Origin of the sequence: Streptococcus danieliae (genome assembly GCF_025447695.1) — a bacterium.
Taxonomy (GTDB): Bacteria; Bacillota; Bacilli; order Lactobacillales; family Streptococcaceae; genus Streptococcus; species Streptococcus danieliae.
This window is the reverse complement of sequence record NZ_JAOBSU010000037.1, coordinates 1-14,554: the sequence shown is the minus strand read 5'-3', so window position 1 is coordinate 14,554 and position 14,554 is coordinate 1. Positions and strand designations below refer to the sequence as shown.

18 protein-coding genes are annotated in these 14,554 nt (G+C 47.6%); all 18 read left to right on the top strand.

Features of this window, described 5'->3' with window-relative positions; genetic code table 11:
* Nucleotides 1-144: 144 nt before the first annotated feature.
* Nucleotides 145-411: a DUF2129 domain-containing protein gene (locus N4310_RS03935; RefSeq protein ID WP_160332471.1), complete on the top strand. Its 267-nt coding sequence runs from the start codon at nt 145-147 to the stop codon at nt 409-411.
* A gap of 133 nt (nt 412-544) precedes the next feature.
* Nucleotides 545-1,708, top strand: a complete 1,164-nt coding sequence (locus tag N4310_RS03930) for an ABC transporter substrate-binding protein (protein ID WP_262092139.1) — start codon at nt 545-547, stop codon at nt 1,706-1,708.
* Between the two features lie 25 nt (nt 1,709-1,733).
* A complete protein-coding gene (locus N4310_RS03925) occupies nt 1,734-2,603 on the top strand; it encodes a branched-chain amino acid ABC transporter permease (RefSeq protein ID WP_262092141.1) in 870 nt (289 codons plus the stop codon).
* Between the two features lie 2 nt (nt 2,604-2,605).
* Nucleotides 2,606-3,562 carry a branched-chain amino acid ABC transporter permease gene (locus tag N4310_RS03920; RefSeq protein ID WP_160332473.1) on the top strand — a complete coding sequence of 319 codons (957 nt, stop codon included), beginning with the start codon at nt 2,606-2,608 and terminating at the stop codon, nt 3,560-3,562.
* Complete coding sequence (locus tag N4310_RS03915) at nt 3,562-4,326, top strand: ABC transporter ATP-binding protein (protein WP_262092138.1); 765 nt, start codon at nt 3,562-3,564, stop codon at nt 4,324-4,326. The genes N4310_RS03920 and N4310_RS03915 overlap by 1 nt, the downstream gene beginning before the upstream one ends.
* Nucleotides 4,326-5,036 carry an ABC transporter ATP-binding protein gene (locus tag N4310_RS03910; RefSeq protein WP_160332475.1) on the top strand — a complete coding sequence of 237 codons (711 nt, stop codon included), beginning with the start codon at nt 4,326-4,328 and terminating at the stop codon, nt 5,034-5,036. Before N4310_RS03915 ends, N4310_RS03910 begins: the two co-directional genes overlap by 1 nt.
* Before the next feature lie 24 nt (nt 5,037-5,060).
* Nucleotides 5,061-5,717 (top strand): CBS domain-containing protein, encoded by a 657-nt coding sequence (locus N4310_RS03905; protein ID WP_262092137.1) that lies wholly within the window; start codon nt 5,061-5,063, stop codon nt 5,715-5,717.
* A 376-nt stretch (nt 5,718-6,093) separates the two neighbouring features.
* Nucleotides 6,094-6,726, top strand: a complete 633-nt coding sequence (gene tmk / locus N4310_RS03900) for a dTMP kinase (RefSeq protein ID WP_262092136.1) — start codon at nt 6,094-6,096, stop codon at nt 6,724-6,726.
* Entirely contained in the window at nt 6,723-7,619 is an 897-nt protein-coding gene (locus N4310_RS03895; protein ID WP_262092135.1) for a DNA polymerase III subunit delta', read from the top strand. Before tmk ends, N4310_RS03895 begins: the two co-directional genes overlap by 4 nt.
* A gap of 22 nt (nt 7,620-7,641) precedes the next feature.
* The gene (locus tag N4310_RS03890) at nt 7,642-7,953 is read left to right on the top strand and encodes an initiation control protein YabA (RefSeq protein ID WP_160332479.1); all 312 of its coding nucleotides are present in this window, start codon (nt 7,642-7,644) and stop codon (nt 7,951-7,953) included.
* 2 nt (nt 7,954-7,955) lie between these two features.
* Entirely contained in the window at nt 7,956-8,828 is an 873-nt protein-coding gene (gene rsmI / locus N4310_RS03885; protein ID WP_262092134.1) for a 16S rRNA (cytidine(1402)-2'-O)-methyltransferase, read from the top strand.
* Between the two features lie 4 nt (nt 8,829-8,832).
* A complete protein-coding gene (locus tag N4310_RS03880; RefSeq protein WP_262092140.1) occupies nt 8,833-9,186 on the top strand; it encodes a Spx/MgsR family RNA polymerase-binding regulatory protein in 354 nt (117 codons plus the stop codon).
* A 9-nt stretch (nt 9,187-9,195) separates the two neighbouring features.
* Nucleotides 9,196-10,536 carry an exodeoxyribonuclease VII large subunit gene (gene xseA / locus N4310_RS03875; protein ID WP_262092133.1) on the top strand — a complete coding sequence of 447 codons (1,341 nt, stop codon included), beginning with the start codon at nt 9,196-9,198 and terminating at the stop codon, nt 10,534-10,536.
* Complete coding sequence (locus N4310_RS03870; protein WP_160332482.1) at nt 10,514-10,729, top strand: exodeoxyribonuclease VII small subunit; 216 nt, start codon at nt 10,514-10,516, stop codon at nt 10,727-10,729. Before xseA ends, N4310_RS03870 begins: the two co-directional genes overlap by 23 nt.
* Entirely contained in the window at nt 10,726-11,592 is an 867-nt protein-coding gene (locus N4310_RS03865; protein WP_160332483.1) for a polyprenyl synthetase family protein, read from the top strand. Before N4310_RS03870 ends, N4310_RS03865 begins: the two co-directional genes overlap by 4 nt.
* The gene (locus N4310_RS03860; protein WP_262092132.1) at nt 11,582-12,388 is read left to right on the top strand and encodes a TlyA family RNA methyltransferase; all 807 of its coding nucleotides are present in this window, start codon (nt 11,582-11,584) and stop codon (nt 12,386-12,388) included. The genes N4310_RS03865 and N4310_RS03860 overlap by 11 nt, the downstream gene beginning before the upstream one ends.
* Nucleotides 12,375-12,791, top strand: coding sequence for an arginine repressor (locus N4310_RS03855; protein ID WP_262092131.1), 417 nt, complete (start codon nt 12,375-12,377; stop codon nt 12,789-12,791). Before N4310_RS03860 ends, N4310_RS03855 begins: the two co-directional genes overlap by 14 nt.
* A gap of 4 nt (nt 12,792-12,795) precedes the next feature.
* Entirely contained in the window at nt 12,796-14,457 is a 1,662-nt protein-coding gene (gene recN / locus N4310_RS03850; protein ID WP_262092130.1) for a DNA repair protein RecN, read from the top strand.
* Nucleotides 14,458-14,554: the final 97 nt, after the last annotated feature.

Here is a 14,554-nt window from a genome sequence, read left to right as displayed (position 1 = left end):
GCCATTGTTTTTTGGCAATTTCTGATGATTTTTTAGCTATTTACACGGAGTTGTTTGAGGTATGAATAATTTGGGTTGATTTTCCTTTGGGGAGACTAGTTTTTGCCTATTTCTTATGATAAAATGGTTCTAAAAGGAGAGGCTATGGAAGCAAAGGTTCAACATCGGTCATTGTATGTTTATCTATATTATAATCGGGATCGGCGCAAGTTGAGTTCCTATGGGGATATTGCTTATCACTCCCGGCGCTTACGCTATGTTCAATTGTTTGTAAAAGCAGACCAGCTATCGTCGATTATCGCCCAATTGCAAGGGCAGTCTTTTGTACGGGATATTCAAACCAGTTTGTTAACAGAATTGCCCCTCACCTATCAAGGTATCGATTTAGGAACCCTAGAAAGCGGAGACTGATATTCCGCTTTTTAATTTGTGAAAGGAAAAATGAAAGTTTTCATGAGAAAATAAGTAAAAAATCGGGAACATGTATTGACAATTTTCTGACAATTCTATATATTAGACTCTATAAAAAAAGAGGAGTAGTTTTATGAAAGGTAAAACGTTAGTGGCCACAGTCCTGCTGGCCTCTATGACATTGTTAGCAGCTTGTAGCCAAGTGCCAGTTGCGGACGGTTCTAAAGCTAAGGGAACAGAGATTGGGGAGACTATTAAGGTCGGCTTTAACTTTGAAAATACTGGTTCTGTAGCCGCTTATGGATCTGTGGAGCAAAAAGGAGCCTTGCTAGCTGTTGAGGAAATTAACCAGGCAGGTGGTGTTGATGGCAAGCAAATTGAAGTCATTTCTAAAGATAATAAATCGGAAACTCAAGAAGCAGCTTCAGTATCAACCAATTTGGCCATTCAACAGGAAGTCAATGCCATTGTCGGCCCTGCAACCTCTGGTGCGACTGCAGCAGCGATTCCGAAAGCTACTATTGCGGGTGTACCGGTGATTTCACCGAGTGCGACACAAGACGGTTTGACGGCTGGCCAGGACTTCCTATTTGTGGGAACCTTTCAAGATAGCTACCAAGGGCGAATCATTGCCAAGTATGTTGCGGATAATTTGAAGGCTAAAAAAGTAGCCTTGTTTACCGATAACTCGAGTGACTATGCCAAAGGGATTGCCAAGTCCTTCAAGAAAGCCTATAAAGGTGACATTGTGATTGAAGAGACCTTTATCGCTGGGGATACCGACTTCCAAGCAGCCTTGACAAAAATGAAAGGCAAGGACTTTGATGCCATGGTTCTGCCAGGTTACTATACAGAAGCTGGTAAGATTGTCAACCAAATGCGGGGGATGGGCTTGAATCAACCGATTGTTGGTGGAGATGGTTTGAACTCAGAGGAGTTTGTCCAACAGGCGACAGCTGAGAAAGCCAATGATATCTACTTTGTATCTGGTTTTTCTTCCACTGTAAAAACCAGCGAAGAAGCGGAAGCCTTCAAAAAAGCTTACCGTGACCGCTTTAAAGAAGAACCAAGTACCTTCTCAGCCTTGGCTTATGACTCGATGAAAATGATGGCCAAAGCGATGGAGGGAGCTGATAATTCCATCCAGATTCGGGATAACCTGACTAAGATTAAGAACTATAACGGGGTAACCGGTAAAACTAGCTTTGATGCCGATCACAATACCAGCAAATCAGCCTTTATGATGACCATGCAAAAAGGTAAGGTTGAAGAAGCGGTTTCGGTACAACCAGACTAAGTCGTTTAGGAGATTATTTAGAATGATACTACAGCAATTATTGAATGGGCTGATCTTGGGAAGTATTTATGCTCTTCTTGCCTTGGGCTATACCATGGTATATGGAATTATTCGCTTGATCAACTTTGCCCATGGGGATGTTTATATGATGGGAGCCTTTCTAGGTTATTTCCTCATTAATACCCTCCACTTAAATTTCTTTGTGGCCCTCTTATTGGCCATGGTTGGAACCGCAGCCCTTGGGGTCTTGATTGAGTTCTTGGCTTACCGGCCGCTGCGCCAGTCAACGCGGATTGCAGCTTTGATTACCGCAATCGGGGTTTCTTTCCTCTTGGAATATGGAATGGTCTTCTTCTTTGGTGCTAATCCACGGCCTTTCCCACAAGTGATTGAAACAGTCCGCTATGAGCTTGGTCCAGTTTCAATGACCAATATTCAATTGTTGATTTTGGGAGTTTCCATCCTCTTGATGATTGTGCTGCAGTTGATTGTGAAGAAAACCAAGATGGGGAAAGCTATGCGGGCTGTGTCTGTTGACAGTGACGCTGCACAATTGATGGGAATTAATGTCAATCGGACCATTAGCTTTACCTTTGCTCTTGGATCAGCCTTGGCAGGGGCAGCGGGTGTCCTCATCGCCCTTTACTACAACTCCTTGGATCCTTTGATGGGGATGACGCCTGGTTTGAAATCCTTCGTTGCGGCCGTATTGGGCGGAATCGGAATTATTCCAGGGGCAGCCCTGGGTGGTTTTGTGATCGGGGTCCTCGAAACGGCAGCAACAGCGCTTGGATTCTCTGATTTCCGAGACGCGATTGTATATGGAGTATTGATTTTGATTCTCCTAGTACGTCCAAGTGGTATTCTTGGTAAAAATGTGAAGGAGAAGGTCTAGTCATGCAAAAAAATCTAAAGGAAAATATGATTTGGGCAGGGCTGCTAGTTGCCGGCTATGCCTTGATTACGCTTTTGGTTGAGATGAATGTGCTCAATCTCTACTATCAAATGATCTTCCAACAAATTGGAATTAATATTATCTTGGCTGTAGGTCTCAACCTCATTGTTGGTTTCTCCGGTCAATTCTCATTGGGGCATGCTGGATTTATGGCGATTGGTGCTTATGCGACGGCCATTATCGGGAAGCAGTTGCCAACCTATGGTGGTTTTATCGTGTCCGTCCTAGCAGGGATGGCCGTTGCGGGTCTTGTAGCCCTCTTGGTTGGTCTGCCAACGCTCCGTTTGAAGGGGGACTACTTGGCGATTGCAACCCTGGGGGTAGCTGAGATTATTCGGATTATCATTGTCAATGGTGGCGAGGTGACCAACGGGGCTGCCGGTCTTTTGGGGATTCCTGCCTTTACAACCTGGCAAATGGTCTACCTGCTAGCAGCTTTGACAACGATTGTGACCTTGAACTACTTGCGGAGTCCGATTGGTCGGCAAACCTTGGCGGTTCGTGAGGATGAAATCGCGGCTGAATCAGTTGGGATTAACACCACTAAAATTAAGGTTATGGCCTTTGTCTTTGGTGCGATCACAGCAAGTATTGCGGGTTCTCTCCATGCCGGCTTTGTTGGTTCGGTCGTCCCTAAAGACTTTGCCTTCACCAACTCGATCAACATCTTGATTATCGTGGTATTTGGTGGTCTAGGTTCGATGACCGGAACCATTGTGGCAGCGGTTGTGCTTGGGATCTTGAACATGCTCTTGCAAGATGTGGCCAGCATCCGAATGATTGTTTACTCATTGGCCCTTATCCTGGTGATGATTTTCCGTCCAGGTGGTCTCTTGGGAACCTGGGAATTGAGTTTGAAGAATCTGTTGTCAAAATCAAAAAAGGAGGTTAAGTCCTAATGGCACTTTTAGAAGTTAAACACTTAACAAAACATTTCGGCGGTTTAACGGCTGTTGGGGATGTAACCTTGGAATTGGACAAGGGGGAATTGGTGGGTTTGATTGGTCCCAATGGAGCGGGGAAATCGACCCTCTTCAATTTGTTGACCGGTGTCTACGAGCCAAGTGAAGGAACCATTACCTTGGATGGCAATGAGCTCAATGGGAAAGAACCTTATACGATTGCGGGTCTAGGTCTGGGCCGGACCTTCCAGAATATTCGTTTGTTCAAGGATTTAACCGTTCTTGATAATGTTCTTATCGCTTTTGGTAATCACCAAAACCCACATATCTGGGCTAGCCTCTTCCGCCTTCCCCTTTATTATAAAAAGGAAGAGGAATACAAGCAGAAGGCGCTAAATTTGTTGGAAATCTTCTCTTTGGAAGAATATGCGGATACCTTGGCGAAAAATTTGGCTTATGGGCAACAGCGGCTCTTGGAAATTGTGCGGGCCTTGGCGACGCAACCTAAGATTCTATTCTTGGATGAACCAGCAGCTGGGATGAATCCTCAAGAAACGGCTGAATTGACAGCTTTGATTCGGAAAATTAAGGAAGAATTTAACATCACAGTGATGTTGATTGAACATGATATGAGTTTGGTCATGGAAGTAACGGAGCGGATTTATGTACTGGAATATGGACGGTTGATCGCCCATGGAACTCCTGAGGAGATCCGCACCAATAAGCGTGTTATTGAAGCCTACTTAGGAGGAGAAGCCTAATGTCAATGTTACAAGTTGAAAATCTGTCCATTCACTATGGGATGATTGAAGCCGTCCATGATGTCAGCTTTGAGGTCGCTGAAGGGGAAGTTGTTTCCCTGATTGGGGCCAATGGGGCTGGAAAAACCAGTATCTTGCGGACCATTTCCGGCTTGGTCCGCCCAAGTCAAGGGCGCATTCTGTTTCAAGGTCAGGAAATTCACAAACAGCCTGCACAAACAATTGTTGCTTCAGGCCTATCACAAGTTCCAGAAGGACGTCATGTTTTCCCAGGACTAACCGTTATGGAAAATCTGGAAATGGGTGCCTTTCTGAAAAAAGACCGGGAAGAAAATGCTCGGAATTTGAAGAAAATTTTTGAGCGCTTCCCACGTTTGGAAGAGCGTAAAGGTCAAGATGCAGCAACACTTTCGGGTGGAGAGCAGCAGATGTTGGCTATGGGCCGGGCCCTGATGTCAACACCGAAACTCTTACTTTTGGATGAGCCATCAATGGGATTAGCGCCTATCTTTATCAATGAGATTTTTGAAATCATTAAGGATATCCAAGCTCAAGGGACAACCGTTTTATTGATTGAGCAAAATGCCAATAAGGCCCTAGCCATTTCCAATCGCGGTTATGTGTTAGAAAATGGTAAAATTGTATTAGCAGGTACCGGTCAAGAACTTCTAACATCGGAAGAAGTTCGCAAGGCCTACCTTGGCGGTTAGCAAGCAGACGGAAAGGACTGGAATATGGCTGTTAAAGATTTTATGACAAAGCGAGTGGTCTTTATTGACCCAGATACTTCCATTGCACATGCAGCAGATTTGATGCGGGAACAAAACCTTCATCGTCTGCCAGTTATGGATCATGGGAAACTGGTTGGTTTGGTAACCGAAGGTACGATTGCAGAGGCAACCCCTTCTAAAGCCACAACTCTATCCATCTATGAGATGAACTACCTCCTCAACAAAACCAAGGTGAAGGATGTCATGGTCCGAGATGTCTTTACCCTTGACGAAGATGCCAGCTTGGAAGATGCAGTCTACTTGATGTTTAAACATAAGGTTGGTATCCTTCCTGTTATGAAAGGGGATGAGCTTCGTGGTGTGATTACAGATCGCGATGTCTTCAAAGCCTTTTTGGAAGTTGCCGGTTATGGAGCACCCGGTACTCGGGTTCGTGTTCGGACTACCAATCAGGTTGGAGTCTTGGAACGTGCCGTTCACGCAGTTGTTGAGCGTAATCTCAATATTGATAACGTTGTTAATATCCCCAATGCAGATAGTTCTGTAACCATTGAATTGCAATTGGAAGGTCAAACAGACCACGAGCAACTTCAGGAAGAGCTCGAAAAACAAGGCTTCCAAGTGGACTATATTCACGAAACCCAGGCCAAAGCTTTTTAAACTGTAAGGGAACTCCCTCTCAGATTCTTGAATGAACCATTCGGGAATCGGGGGAGTTTTTTGCACCTTCGAAGGAGTCTAAAACTCTTTGGACATCAAAAGAATTCATTGTCAGCTCGCTTTGCCTTACCTTTTGGGGAGTGGGATAGAATTTTAAGCTCATATTAAAAAAACCATTGGATCTTACGTTGCTTTTCAATCCCAGCCTTATCAGCCATCTCAAAACCTCTCCCAGAGCTTTTGAGCTATCGGCAGCTTGTTTCTGAGATGCCGATTGTTTTTTTGAGCTTAGGTACCTTCCGTACCCCTGGAACGATTTAGCTAGTGTCAAATTTCATGAAAACAGGTATAATAGTAGCTAAGAAAAGAGGGAACTATGAAACAGGGATTTTTACTGTCCATTGAAGGACCAGATGGATCTGGGAAGTCAACCCTAATCCAAGAATTGGCCGGTCACTTTTCAGATACAGGCCGGGAAGTAGTGGTTACCAGGGAACCTGGGGGCGCTCGGATTGCCGAGCAAATTCGGGAAATTTTGCTCAATCCAGACCATGCAGAGATGGAAGCCAAAACCGAGCTCTTGCTGTATATGGCCAGTCGTCGTCAACACCTAGTTGAAAAAGTCTTACCAGCCTTGGAGCGAGGGGCTTTGGTTTTAATGGATCGGTTTATCGATTCCTCGGTGGCCTATCAAGGCTATGGTCGTGGTTTGGACTTGGAAGCAATTCACTGGCTCAACCAATTTGCGACAGATGGCAAGAATCCTGACTTGACCTTACTACTGGATTTACCAGCCGAGCAGGGCTTGGCCCGGATTCAGGCTAATCGTTCAGGGGATGTGGATCGACTAGATCAGGAAGATTTGAGCTGGCATCAGCGTGTCCGTCAAGGTTATTTGCAGCTGTTGGACGAGAATCCAGATCGTTTGGTAAAAGTAGATGCTAGTTTGGATCTTCCCGAGGTTCTCGATCAAGCCCTCCAGCGCATCGTAGAAAGATTGTCCCTATGAGCTCCTTAGCAGAGAAGTTGGAACAGACCCAGGCTAGTCTTCTGCATCGTTTTCAGAAAATTATCCAGGCTGACCGTCTGAGCCATGCTTATTTATTTGCTGGTGGTCCAGAAATCTTGGATATGGCCCTCTACCTCAGCCAAGCCATTTATTGTGAGGATCAGCAAGAGGGCCTGCCCTGTGGGAAGTGCCGATCTTGCAAACTGGTTGAATCCCAAGAATTTTCAGATCTTCATGTGGTCAGCCCCGTGAATCGGATCATCCGCACGGAACAAGTCAAGGGTCTCTTAGGCCAGGTTTCGCAATCGGGTTTGGAAAGCTCCCACCAGGTTTTTATTGTCCGTGATGCCGAAACCATGCACAGCAATGGGGCTAATGCCCTACTGAAGTCGATGGAGGAGCCGACTGGGCAACAACATTTCTTTTTCCTCAGTAAGAACCCCGATCGGATCCTGCCGACCATTCGCAGTCGGAGCCAGTTTGTCTATTTTCCAGACCGGATTCAGGATTTAACCGCGGCCTTTGAGGCTCAAGGACTGCTGAAAACCCAAGCCCAGTTTTTGAGTAGCTTGTTGCAAGGGAACACCCAGCTTCTGGAAAACCTGAGTCAAAACTGGATTTTGGAGATGAATGCCCAGCTTGATAGTTGGTTGCAGCAGTTTCTCAAAAAAGAATCCAAGTCTTTCCTGGTCCTATCGGCCTTGGTTGCCCAAGCAGATGACCGGGATAAACAGGCTCTGTTTTTAGATATGCTGGAACTCCAGCTGGGGCAGCAAGCAGCCACTCCCATGCGTTGGAAACTCTTGAAAGATTTGATGGCGGCCAGGCTTGCCTGGCAGGCCAATGTTCCCTTGTTAGCTAGTTTGGAACGTTTTTGTTTAGAGAATTTGTAATTTGAAGAGAAGGAGGAGCCCCTTGGAAAAGAAAGATATTTTAGTGACCCTTGATAATTTTAGCAATCATCTCATTCGTACTCTCAATGAGCTGGAATCCATGAAAGTAGCTGTGCGCGAATCAATTGAAGAAAACACCCTCCTCCGTCTTGAAAATGAGAAGTTACGGGAACGCTTGAGTCAGGTTGAGACGGGTGAGCCTGAGAAACCCTTTAAACAAAGGGAAGGCTTGCACCGGATTTATTTGGATGGTTTTCATGTGTGCACTTATTTTTATGGCCAGCAACGAGAAGGCGAGTGTGCCTTCTGTGATGAATTGTTATTTAGAGGTTAATCGTGCAGATTCAAAAAAGTTTTAAAGAAGTCTCGGAGTATGGGACGCTGTATTTAGTGCCGACGCCGATCGGCAATATGGAGGACATCTCCTTTCGGGTTTTGAAGCTCTTGGAGTCTGTGTCCCTGATCGCAGCTGAAGACACACGGGTGACCGGTGCCCTGCTCAAGCATTTTGAAATCAAGAATCGCCTGATTTCCTTCCACGAACACAATGCCCAAGCGCGTATTCCCGAACTTCTTGAAGTCCTAGCCCAAGGTCAAGATCTAGCCCAGGTGTCCGATGCGGGCCTGCCCAGTATTTCGGATCCCGGCCATGATTTGGTTAAGGCCGTCCTGGAACAAGGCTACAAGGTAGTTCCAATCCCTGGTCCGTCAGCTGGTATCACAGCCTTGATTGCCAGTGGTCTGGTGCCCCAGCCCCATATTTTTTACGGTTTTCTGCCGCGCAAGGCTGGCCAGCAACAGGCCTTCTTGGAGTCCAAGCGCCACTATCCCGAAACGCAGATTTTTTACGAATCTCCCTATCGCCTAGCAGCTACTTTGGAAAAAATCCTTGCTGTCTACGGCAATCGGCAGCTCGTCCTGGTCCGTGAATTAACCAAGATCTACGAGGAGTTTCGTCGGGGAAGTATCCAAGAGGTGTTCGATTCGCTGCTTACAGACCCCATCAAAGGCGAATGCCTGCTCATCGTGGAGGGCTATCAAGAGGAAACCCAGCCAGCTCAGAGCCTGGAGGCTGTCCTTGAACTCCTCAAGGAACGGGTGAGCCAAGGTCAACGTCTAAAAACCGCCAGTCAGGAATTGGCCAAGGAAACGGGTTTAAAGGCCAAGGACCTTTACCAGGCCTACCATCAAGAAGAAAAGGATGATTAGAAGTATGTTTGATTATTACGGACACCCGCGTTGCACAACCAGCAAGGCAGCTGAAAAAGAATTAAAAGCACTGGGGATTGAAACGCAGTTTATTGACCTGACCCAGGCAGCCCCAAGTCCAGAACAGTTGGAAAGCTGGATGGCTCAAGGAACTTGGCCCATTAAAGCCTTTTTCAACACTAGTGGTAACAAATACCGGGAATTAGGCCTAAAAGATCAAGTTCCCAACTTGACTGCTGCAGAAGCTGCTCAACTCCTGGCAACAGATGGCATGCTGATTAAGCGTCCCTTGTTGGTAAAAGATGGCCAGCTCCTGCAGATTGGTTATCGAACTCCCTATGCAGCTTTAGAGCTTTAGGACTGGACTATGACAGACTATCTTTCCGTCGGGACCCTGACCAAGTATCTTAAGCGAAAATTTGATAAGGATCCCTATCTGGAGCGTGTCTTTTTGACCGGGCAGGTCTCCAATTTTCGGGCCCGTCCTAATCACCAGTATTTTTCCTTAAAGGATGAAGAGGCCGTTATTCAGGCAACCATGTGGGCAGGTGTCTACAAAAAGTTGCCCTTTAGGCTTGAGGAAGGGCAACAAATTAATATCGTAGGTCGGGTCCAGCTTTACGCGCCCAACGGATCCTATTCGATTGTGATTGAAAAGGCAGAGCCAGTTGGCGTAGGTGAATTGGCTCTTCGCTTTGAACAATTAAAAAAAGAATTGACCCAGGCGGGCTTTTTTAAGGCTGAGCATAAGCAGCCCTTACCCCGCTTTAATCGTAAAATTGGCGTGGTGACCAGTCCTAGTGGTGCCGTTATTCAGGACATTATTACAACGGTCAATCGGCGCTTTCCAGGACTGAGTATTCGGCTTTATCCGGCCAAGGTCCAGGGAGAGGGGGCGGCCGCTGAAATTGCCCAGCAAATTCAGCGGGCCAATCAGGCTGAAGATCTGGATGTGTTGATCGTTGGTCGGGGTGGAGGTTCCATGGAGGACCTCTGGGCCTTCAACGAAGAGGTAGTGGTGCGGGCCATTTTTGAATCGCGCCTGCCTGTGATTTCTAGTGTGGGGCACGAGACCGATGTGACCTTGGCTGATTTTGTAGCCGACCAGCGAGCTGCGACGCCGACAGCAGCGGCGGAGTTGGCAACCCCCTATACCAAGGCTGATTATTTCCTAGCCCTTGAGCGCAGCCAGCTCCAGCTTAAGCAAGCCTTGGACCGCCTGCTCAAGGTCCAAAGGGAGCGTGTGGAAGTTCTCAACCAATCGATTATTTTCCGCCAGCCAGAGCGTCTCTATGATTCTTACTTGCAAAAGTTGGACCAACTAGATCTCCAACTCAAGCAAACGGTGGAAAAAATGCTCCAAAACCAGCAGCACCGGAGTCAGCTTTTGCACCAAGCCTTGATCCGCCAGAGCCCAAGCCCAAGAGTGGACAAGGCCCAAGACCAGCTAGCACGCTTGGAAGCTGATCTGCAGCGGGCTATGACTGATCGTTTAAAGCAAGCCCAGCAGCGGTTCCAGGTTGCCAGCGATGCCTTGTCACAATTGGAATTAAGCCAAATTCTCCAACGAGGCTATGCCTTGGTGAAAACAGGCGACAAAATTGTATCCAGTAGCAGCCAGGTTGAGCCTGGTGATCACTTGACCATCCAACTTCAGGATGGCCACTTAGAAGTAGAGGTAAACCATGTCCAAAACACAGACATTTGAAGAAAAAATGCAGGAATTGGAGCTTCTGGTTCGACGCCTAGAACAAGGCGAAGTTCCTTTGGAAGAGGCCTTGAAGCAATTTCAACAGGGGATGAAATTAAGCCAGGAACTGCAAAAAACCTTACAAGAAGCTGAAAAAACCATGGTCACCATTATGGGTGGCGATGGTCAAGAAACGGAAATGAACGCATGAATCAACAGCTAGCAGTTTTGGAAACTGTCCTCAAGAATTTTTATCAAAGCCCAAGCCCAGAGCCACAATTGGTTGCAGGCATTCTTTACTCCATCCAAGCAGGAGGCAAGCGGATCCGTCCCTTGCTCCTCTTAGATTTATTGGAGGGCTTTGGTCTCAAGATTAGTCAGGAGCATGTGAAGGTCGCAGCTGCTCTCGAGATGATTCATACGGGGAGCCTGATTCATGATGATCTTCCAGCCATGGATGATGATGATTATCGCCGGGGTCAACTAACCAATCACAAGCAGTTTGGGGAGGCAGCAGCAATTTTAGCGGGCGATAGTCTCTTTTTGGATGCCTTTGCCTTGTTAGCTCAAGCTGATTTACCAGCGACTCAGCTCGTGGAGTTGACCCAGGCCTTGTCTTTGGCTTCGGGAACTTATGGCATGGTTGGCGGCCAAAGTTTGGATATGCGTTCAGAAGGAAAGACTCTAACGATTGAGGAGTTGCAACGGATTCATGAAAACAAGACTGGCCGCCTTCTGCATTTTCCATTTTTGGCAGCTGGAGTACTGCTAGAGCTCGATGTTGAGAGTCGGGAGCTCTTGGATTCCCTCGGGAAAAACCTAGGCCTAGCCTTTCAGGTGCGGGATGATATCCTTGATGTCACAGCTAGCTTCCAGGAATTGGGGAAAACCCCGAATAAGGATGAAATCGCTCAAAAAGCCACTTATCCAGCCATTTTTGGCTTAGAGGAGGCCCAGGGCATTTTAGCTGAGCTGCTGGATCAAATCCACCAGCAAATCACCGCCTTGGAGGCTAAAGGATTCCAGGGAGCAGTCTTGAAAGAAAGAATAGAAGGATTAGCCATTGGTAGCTAAAGAAAGAGTAGATGTATTGGCCTTTCAGCAGGGCCTTTTTGAAACACGCGAACAAGCCAAACGGGGGGTCATGGCTGGTTTGGTTATTCATGACCTGACCGGCCACCGCTATGACAAACCCGGTGAGAAGATTTCGAATGATACTCCCCTCAAGATCAAGGGAGAGACACTGCCCTATGTTAGCCGAGGCGGGTTAAAACTAGCCAAGGCCTTGGAAGTGTTCGGCATTGATTTGACAGATCAGTGGACCCTGGATATTGGCGCTTCCACCGGCGGTTTTACAGATGTCATGTTGCAGGCGGGAGCCCAGCAGGTCTATGCAGTCGATGTCGGCACCAATCAATTGGCCTGGAAGCTACGCCAGGATCCGCGGGTCATTAGCCGCGAGCAGTACAATTTTCGCTATGCCAATCCAGAGGACTTCCAACCCCAGCCCAGCTTTGCTTCGATTGATGTGAGTTTTATCTCCCTCAGTTTGATCTTGCCGAGTTTGGCTGCGATTTTGCAAGACCAGGGCCAGGTCGTGGCCCTGGTCAAGCCGCAGTTTGAGGCAGGTCGGGAAGCCATTGGCAAAAAAGGGATTGTACGGGAAGCCCGGGTCCATGAAGCGGTGTTGAACCAGACCATGACCATGGCCCAAGGTTTGGGCTTTGGTATCCACGGCCTGGACTTTTCACCAATCACCGGTGGCCAAGGCAATATTGAATTTTTGCTTTACTTGAAATTGGATCAGGGACCAGCCCTTTCCCCTGACCAGGTTAAGGAGACAGTGAGGAAGGCCCATGAGACATTCTAATGCAGACAAGGACCAGCGCCAGGCCTTGATTCGTGCCTTGATCCAAGGCCAGCCGGTTCGTGGTCAAAAAGAAATCCGGGATTACTTGGAGGCCCAGGGTATCTTGGCGACCCAGGCTACCGTTTCTCGCGATTTAAAGGAAATGGGAGTGCTCAAAGGACCAGACGCGGCCTACCAATTCCAAGCCTCTGGTAAAAAGTCGCCGATTTTGGAGCTGGCAGTTCAGGACCAGATGATTTCCCTGCGAGTGGTTCCCGGTCAGGCCCTCCTTTTAAAACGGGAAATTTGGGCCCGCTTTTCCAAGGATCTTTTTTCGATCCTATCCGATGATGATACGGTTTTGCTAATCTTAAAAAAGGGCGTAGAACCAAGCCTGCTCAAACATTCTTTAGAAAAGTGGTAATGTTATGTTATTAGAAATTTCCATCAAAAATTTTGCCATTATTGAAGAAATTACCTTGAACTTTGACAACGGGATGACCGTCCTAACAGGGGAAACTGGGGCTGGGAAATCAATTATTATTGATGCTATGAATATGATGCTGGGGAGTCGTGCGACGACAGAGGTGATCCGTCATGGCATGCCCAAAGCTGAAATCCAAGGTCTCTTCTCTCTGGAAAAACCCGAAGTAATTCAGACAATTTTAGGGGAGCAGGGTATTGAGGTCGGCGATGAACTGATTATTCGGCGGGAGATTTTTCAGAATGGTCGCAGTGTCAGCCGGATCAATGGCCAAATGGTCAATCTGTCCGTCCTGCGAGCGGTGGGTCAGCACCTGGTTGATATCCACGGCCAGCATGACCAGGAAGAGTTGATGCGGGCCCAGTGGCATGGCCGCCTCTTGGATGAATTTGGCGATGAGGCTTTTCGGGACTTGAAGGGCCGGTATGTCCAGAGTTTTGAGCGCTACCGGAGTTTGCGCCAGCAATTGGTTAGCCAGCAGACTCAGGAAGCGGAGCATAGTGCCCGGATTGAAATGCTGGAATTTCAATTGGCGGAGATTGAGGAAGCCGCTCTCAAACCAGGTGAAGATGTGAGCCTGCAACAAGAGCGGGAGCGGCTGCTGAATCACAAGTTGATTGCGGATACCCTGACCACAGCCTATCATTTGCTGGATGACGAAGAACAATCCTCCTTGTCCAATGTGGGGACAGCCTTGCGTGACCTGGAGAGCCTGGAAGACTACAATCCGCTTTACAAGGAATTGGCCGGCCAAGTGGCCGAAGCCTACTACGGCTTAGAGGACGCGACCCGGCGCCTGGAGGATCACCTCTCCTCCCTGGATTTTGATGCCAACCGCCTGCTCCACATTGAAAGCCGCCTGGATGTGATTTATGCCATTAGCCGGAAGTATGGCGGTAGCGTTCAGGAAGTCTTGGATTATTTTGAGAAAATTTCACAAGAATACCAGCTGCTGACGGGAAACCAGATTTCCTCTGAGGACTTGGCTAAAAAGTTGAAGGAAGAAGAAAAGGTCTTGGTAGCTCTGGCCCAAGAACTGAGCCAAGCCCGCCACCAGCTAGCCCAGCAGTTGGAAGCAGAAATCCAACTGGAACTCCAGGACCTCTATATGGATAAGGCCCGCTTCCAGGTTCAGTTTAGCAAGGGGAAATTTAGCCGCGATGGCAATGAGCAGATTGAATTTTACATTTCAACCAACCCAGGCGAGGACTTCAAACCCTTGGTCAAGGTGGCCAGTGGTGGGGAATTATCCCGCTTGATGCTGGCCATCAAGTCGGCCTTTTCCCGTAAGGAGGGGAAGACCAGCATTGTCTTTGATGAGGTTGACACGGGCGTGTCCGGTCGGGTTGCCCAAGCCATTGCTCAGAAAATTCACAAAATCGGTCGCAATGGCCAAGTGCTTGCCATCTCGCACCTCCCACAAGTGATCGCCATCGCCGATTTTCAATTTTTCATTGAAAAAATATCAGATGATGTGTCTACGGTCTCCCGCGTCCGTCTCTTGGAGATGGAGGAGCGGATTCAAGAGATTGCGCGCATGCTGGCGGGTGAAGAATTGACGGAATCGGCCATCAATCAGGCTCGGGAGCTCTTGCAAAAACATTGAGGTTTGGGCCTTAAATCTGTTATAATCCCGAGTTTATCACTTTATGTTATAATCAACCTAACTCAATCGCTTGATAGAACTGGATTTTTTTGAAATT

Excerpts from the sequence above, each read along its gene's own strand:
- recN (WP_262092130.1), top strand. The coding sequence starts at position 12,796 with ATGTTATTAGAAATTTCCATCAAAAATTTTGCCATTATTGAAGAAATT.
- N4310_RS03855 (WP_262092131.1), top strand. The coding sequence starts at position 12,375 with ATGAGACATTCTAATGCAGACAAGGACCAGCGCCAGGCCTTGATTCGT.
- N4310_RS03895 (WP_262092135.1), top strand. The coding sequence starts at position 6,723 with ATGAGCTCCTTAGCAGAGAAGTTGGAACAGACCCAGGCTAGTCTTCTG.
- N4310_RS03930 (WP_262092139.1), top strand. The coding sequence starts at position 545 with ATGAAAGGTAAAACGTTAGTGGCCACAGTCCTGCTGGCCTCTATGACA.
- N4310_RS03935 (WP_160332471.1), top strand. The coding sequence starts at position 145 with ATGGAAGCAAAGGTTCAACATCGGTCATTGTATGTTTATCTATATTAT.
- N4310_RS03905 (WP_262092137.1), top strand. The coding sequence starts at position 5,061 with ATGGCTGTTAAAGATTTTATGACAAAGCGAGTGGTCTTTATTGACCCA.
- N4310_RS03880 (WP_262092140.1), top strand. The coding sequence starts at position 8,833 with ATGTTTGATTATTACGGACACCCGCGTTGCACAACCAGCAAGGCAGCT.
- xseA (WP_262092133.1), top strand. The coding sequence starts at position 9,196 with ATGACAGACTATCTTTCCGTCGGGACCCTGACCAAGTATCTTAAGCGA.
- N4310_RS03865 (WP_160332483.1), top strand. The coding sequence starts at position 10,726 with ATGAATCAACAGCTAGCAGTTTTGGAAACTGTCCTCAAGAATTTTTAT.
- N4310_RS03870 (WP_160332482.1), top strand. The coding sequence starts at position 10,514 with ATGTCCAAAACACAGACATTTGAAGAAAAAATGCAGGAATTGGAGCTT.
- N4310_RS03920 (WP_160332473.1), top strand. The coding sequence starts at position 2,606 with ATGCAAAAAAATCTAAAGGAAAATATGATTTGGGCAGGGCTGCTAGTT.
- N4310_RS03915 (WP_262092138.1), top strand. The coding sequence starts at position 3,562 with ATGGCACTTTTAGAAGTTAAACACTTAACAAAACATTTCGGCGGTTTA.
- N4310_RS03910 (WP_160332475.1), top strand. The coding sequence starts at position 4,326 with ATGTCAATGTTACAAGTTGAAAATCTGTCCATTCACTATGGGATGATT.
- tmk (WP_262092136.1), top strand. The coding sequence starts at position 6,094 with ATGAAACAGGGATTTTTACTGTCCATTGAAGGACCAGATGGATCTGGG.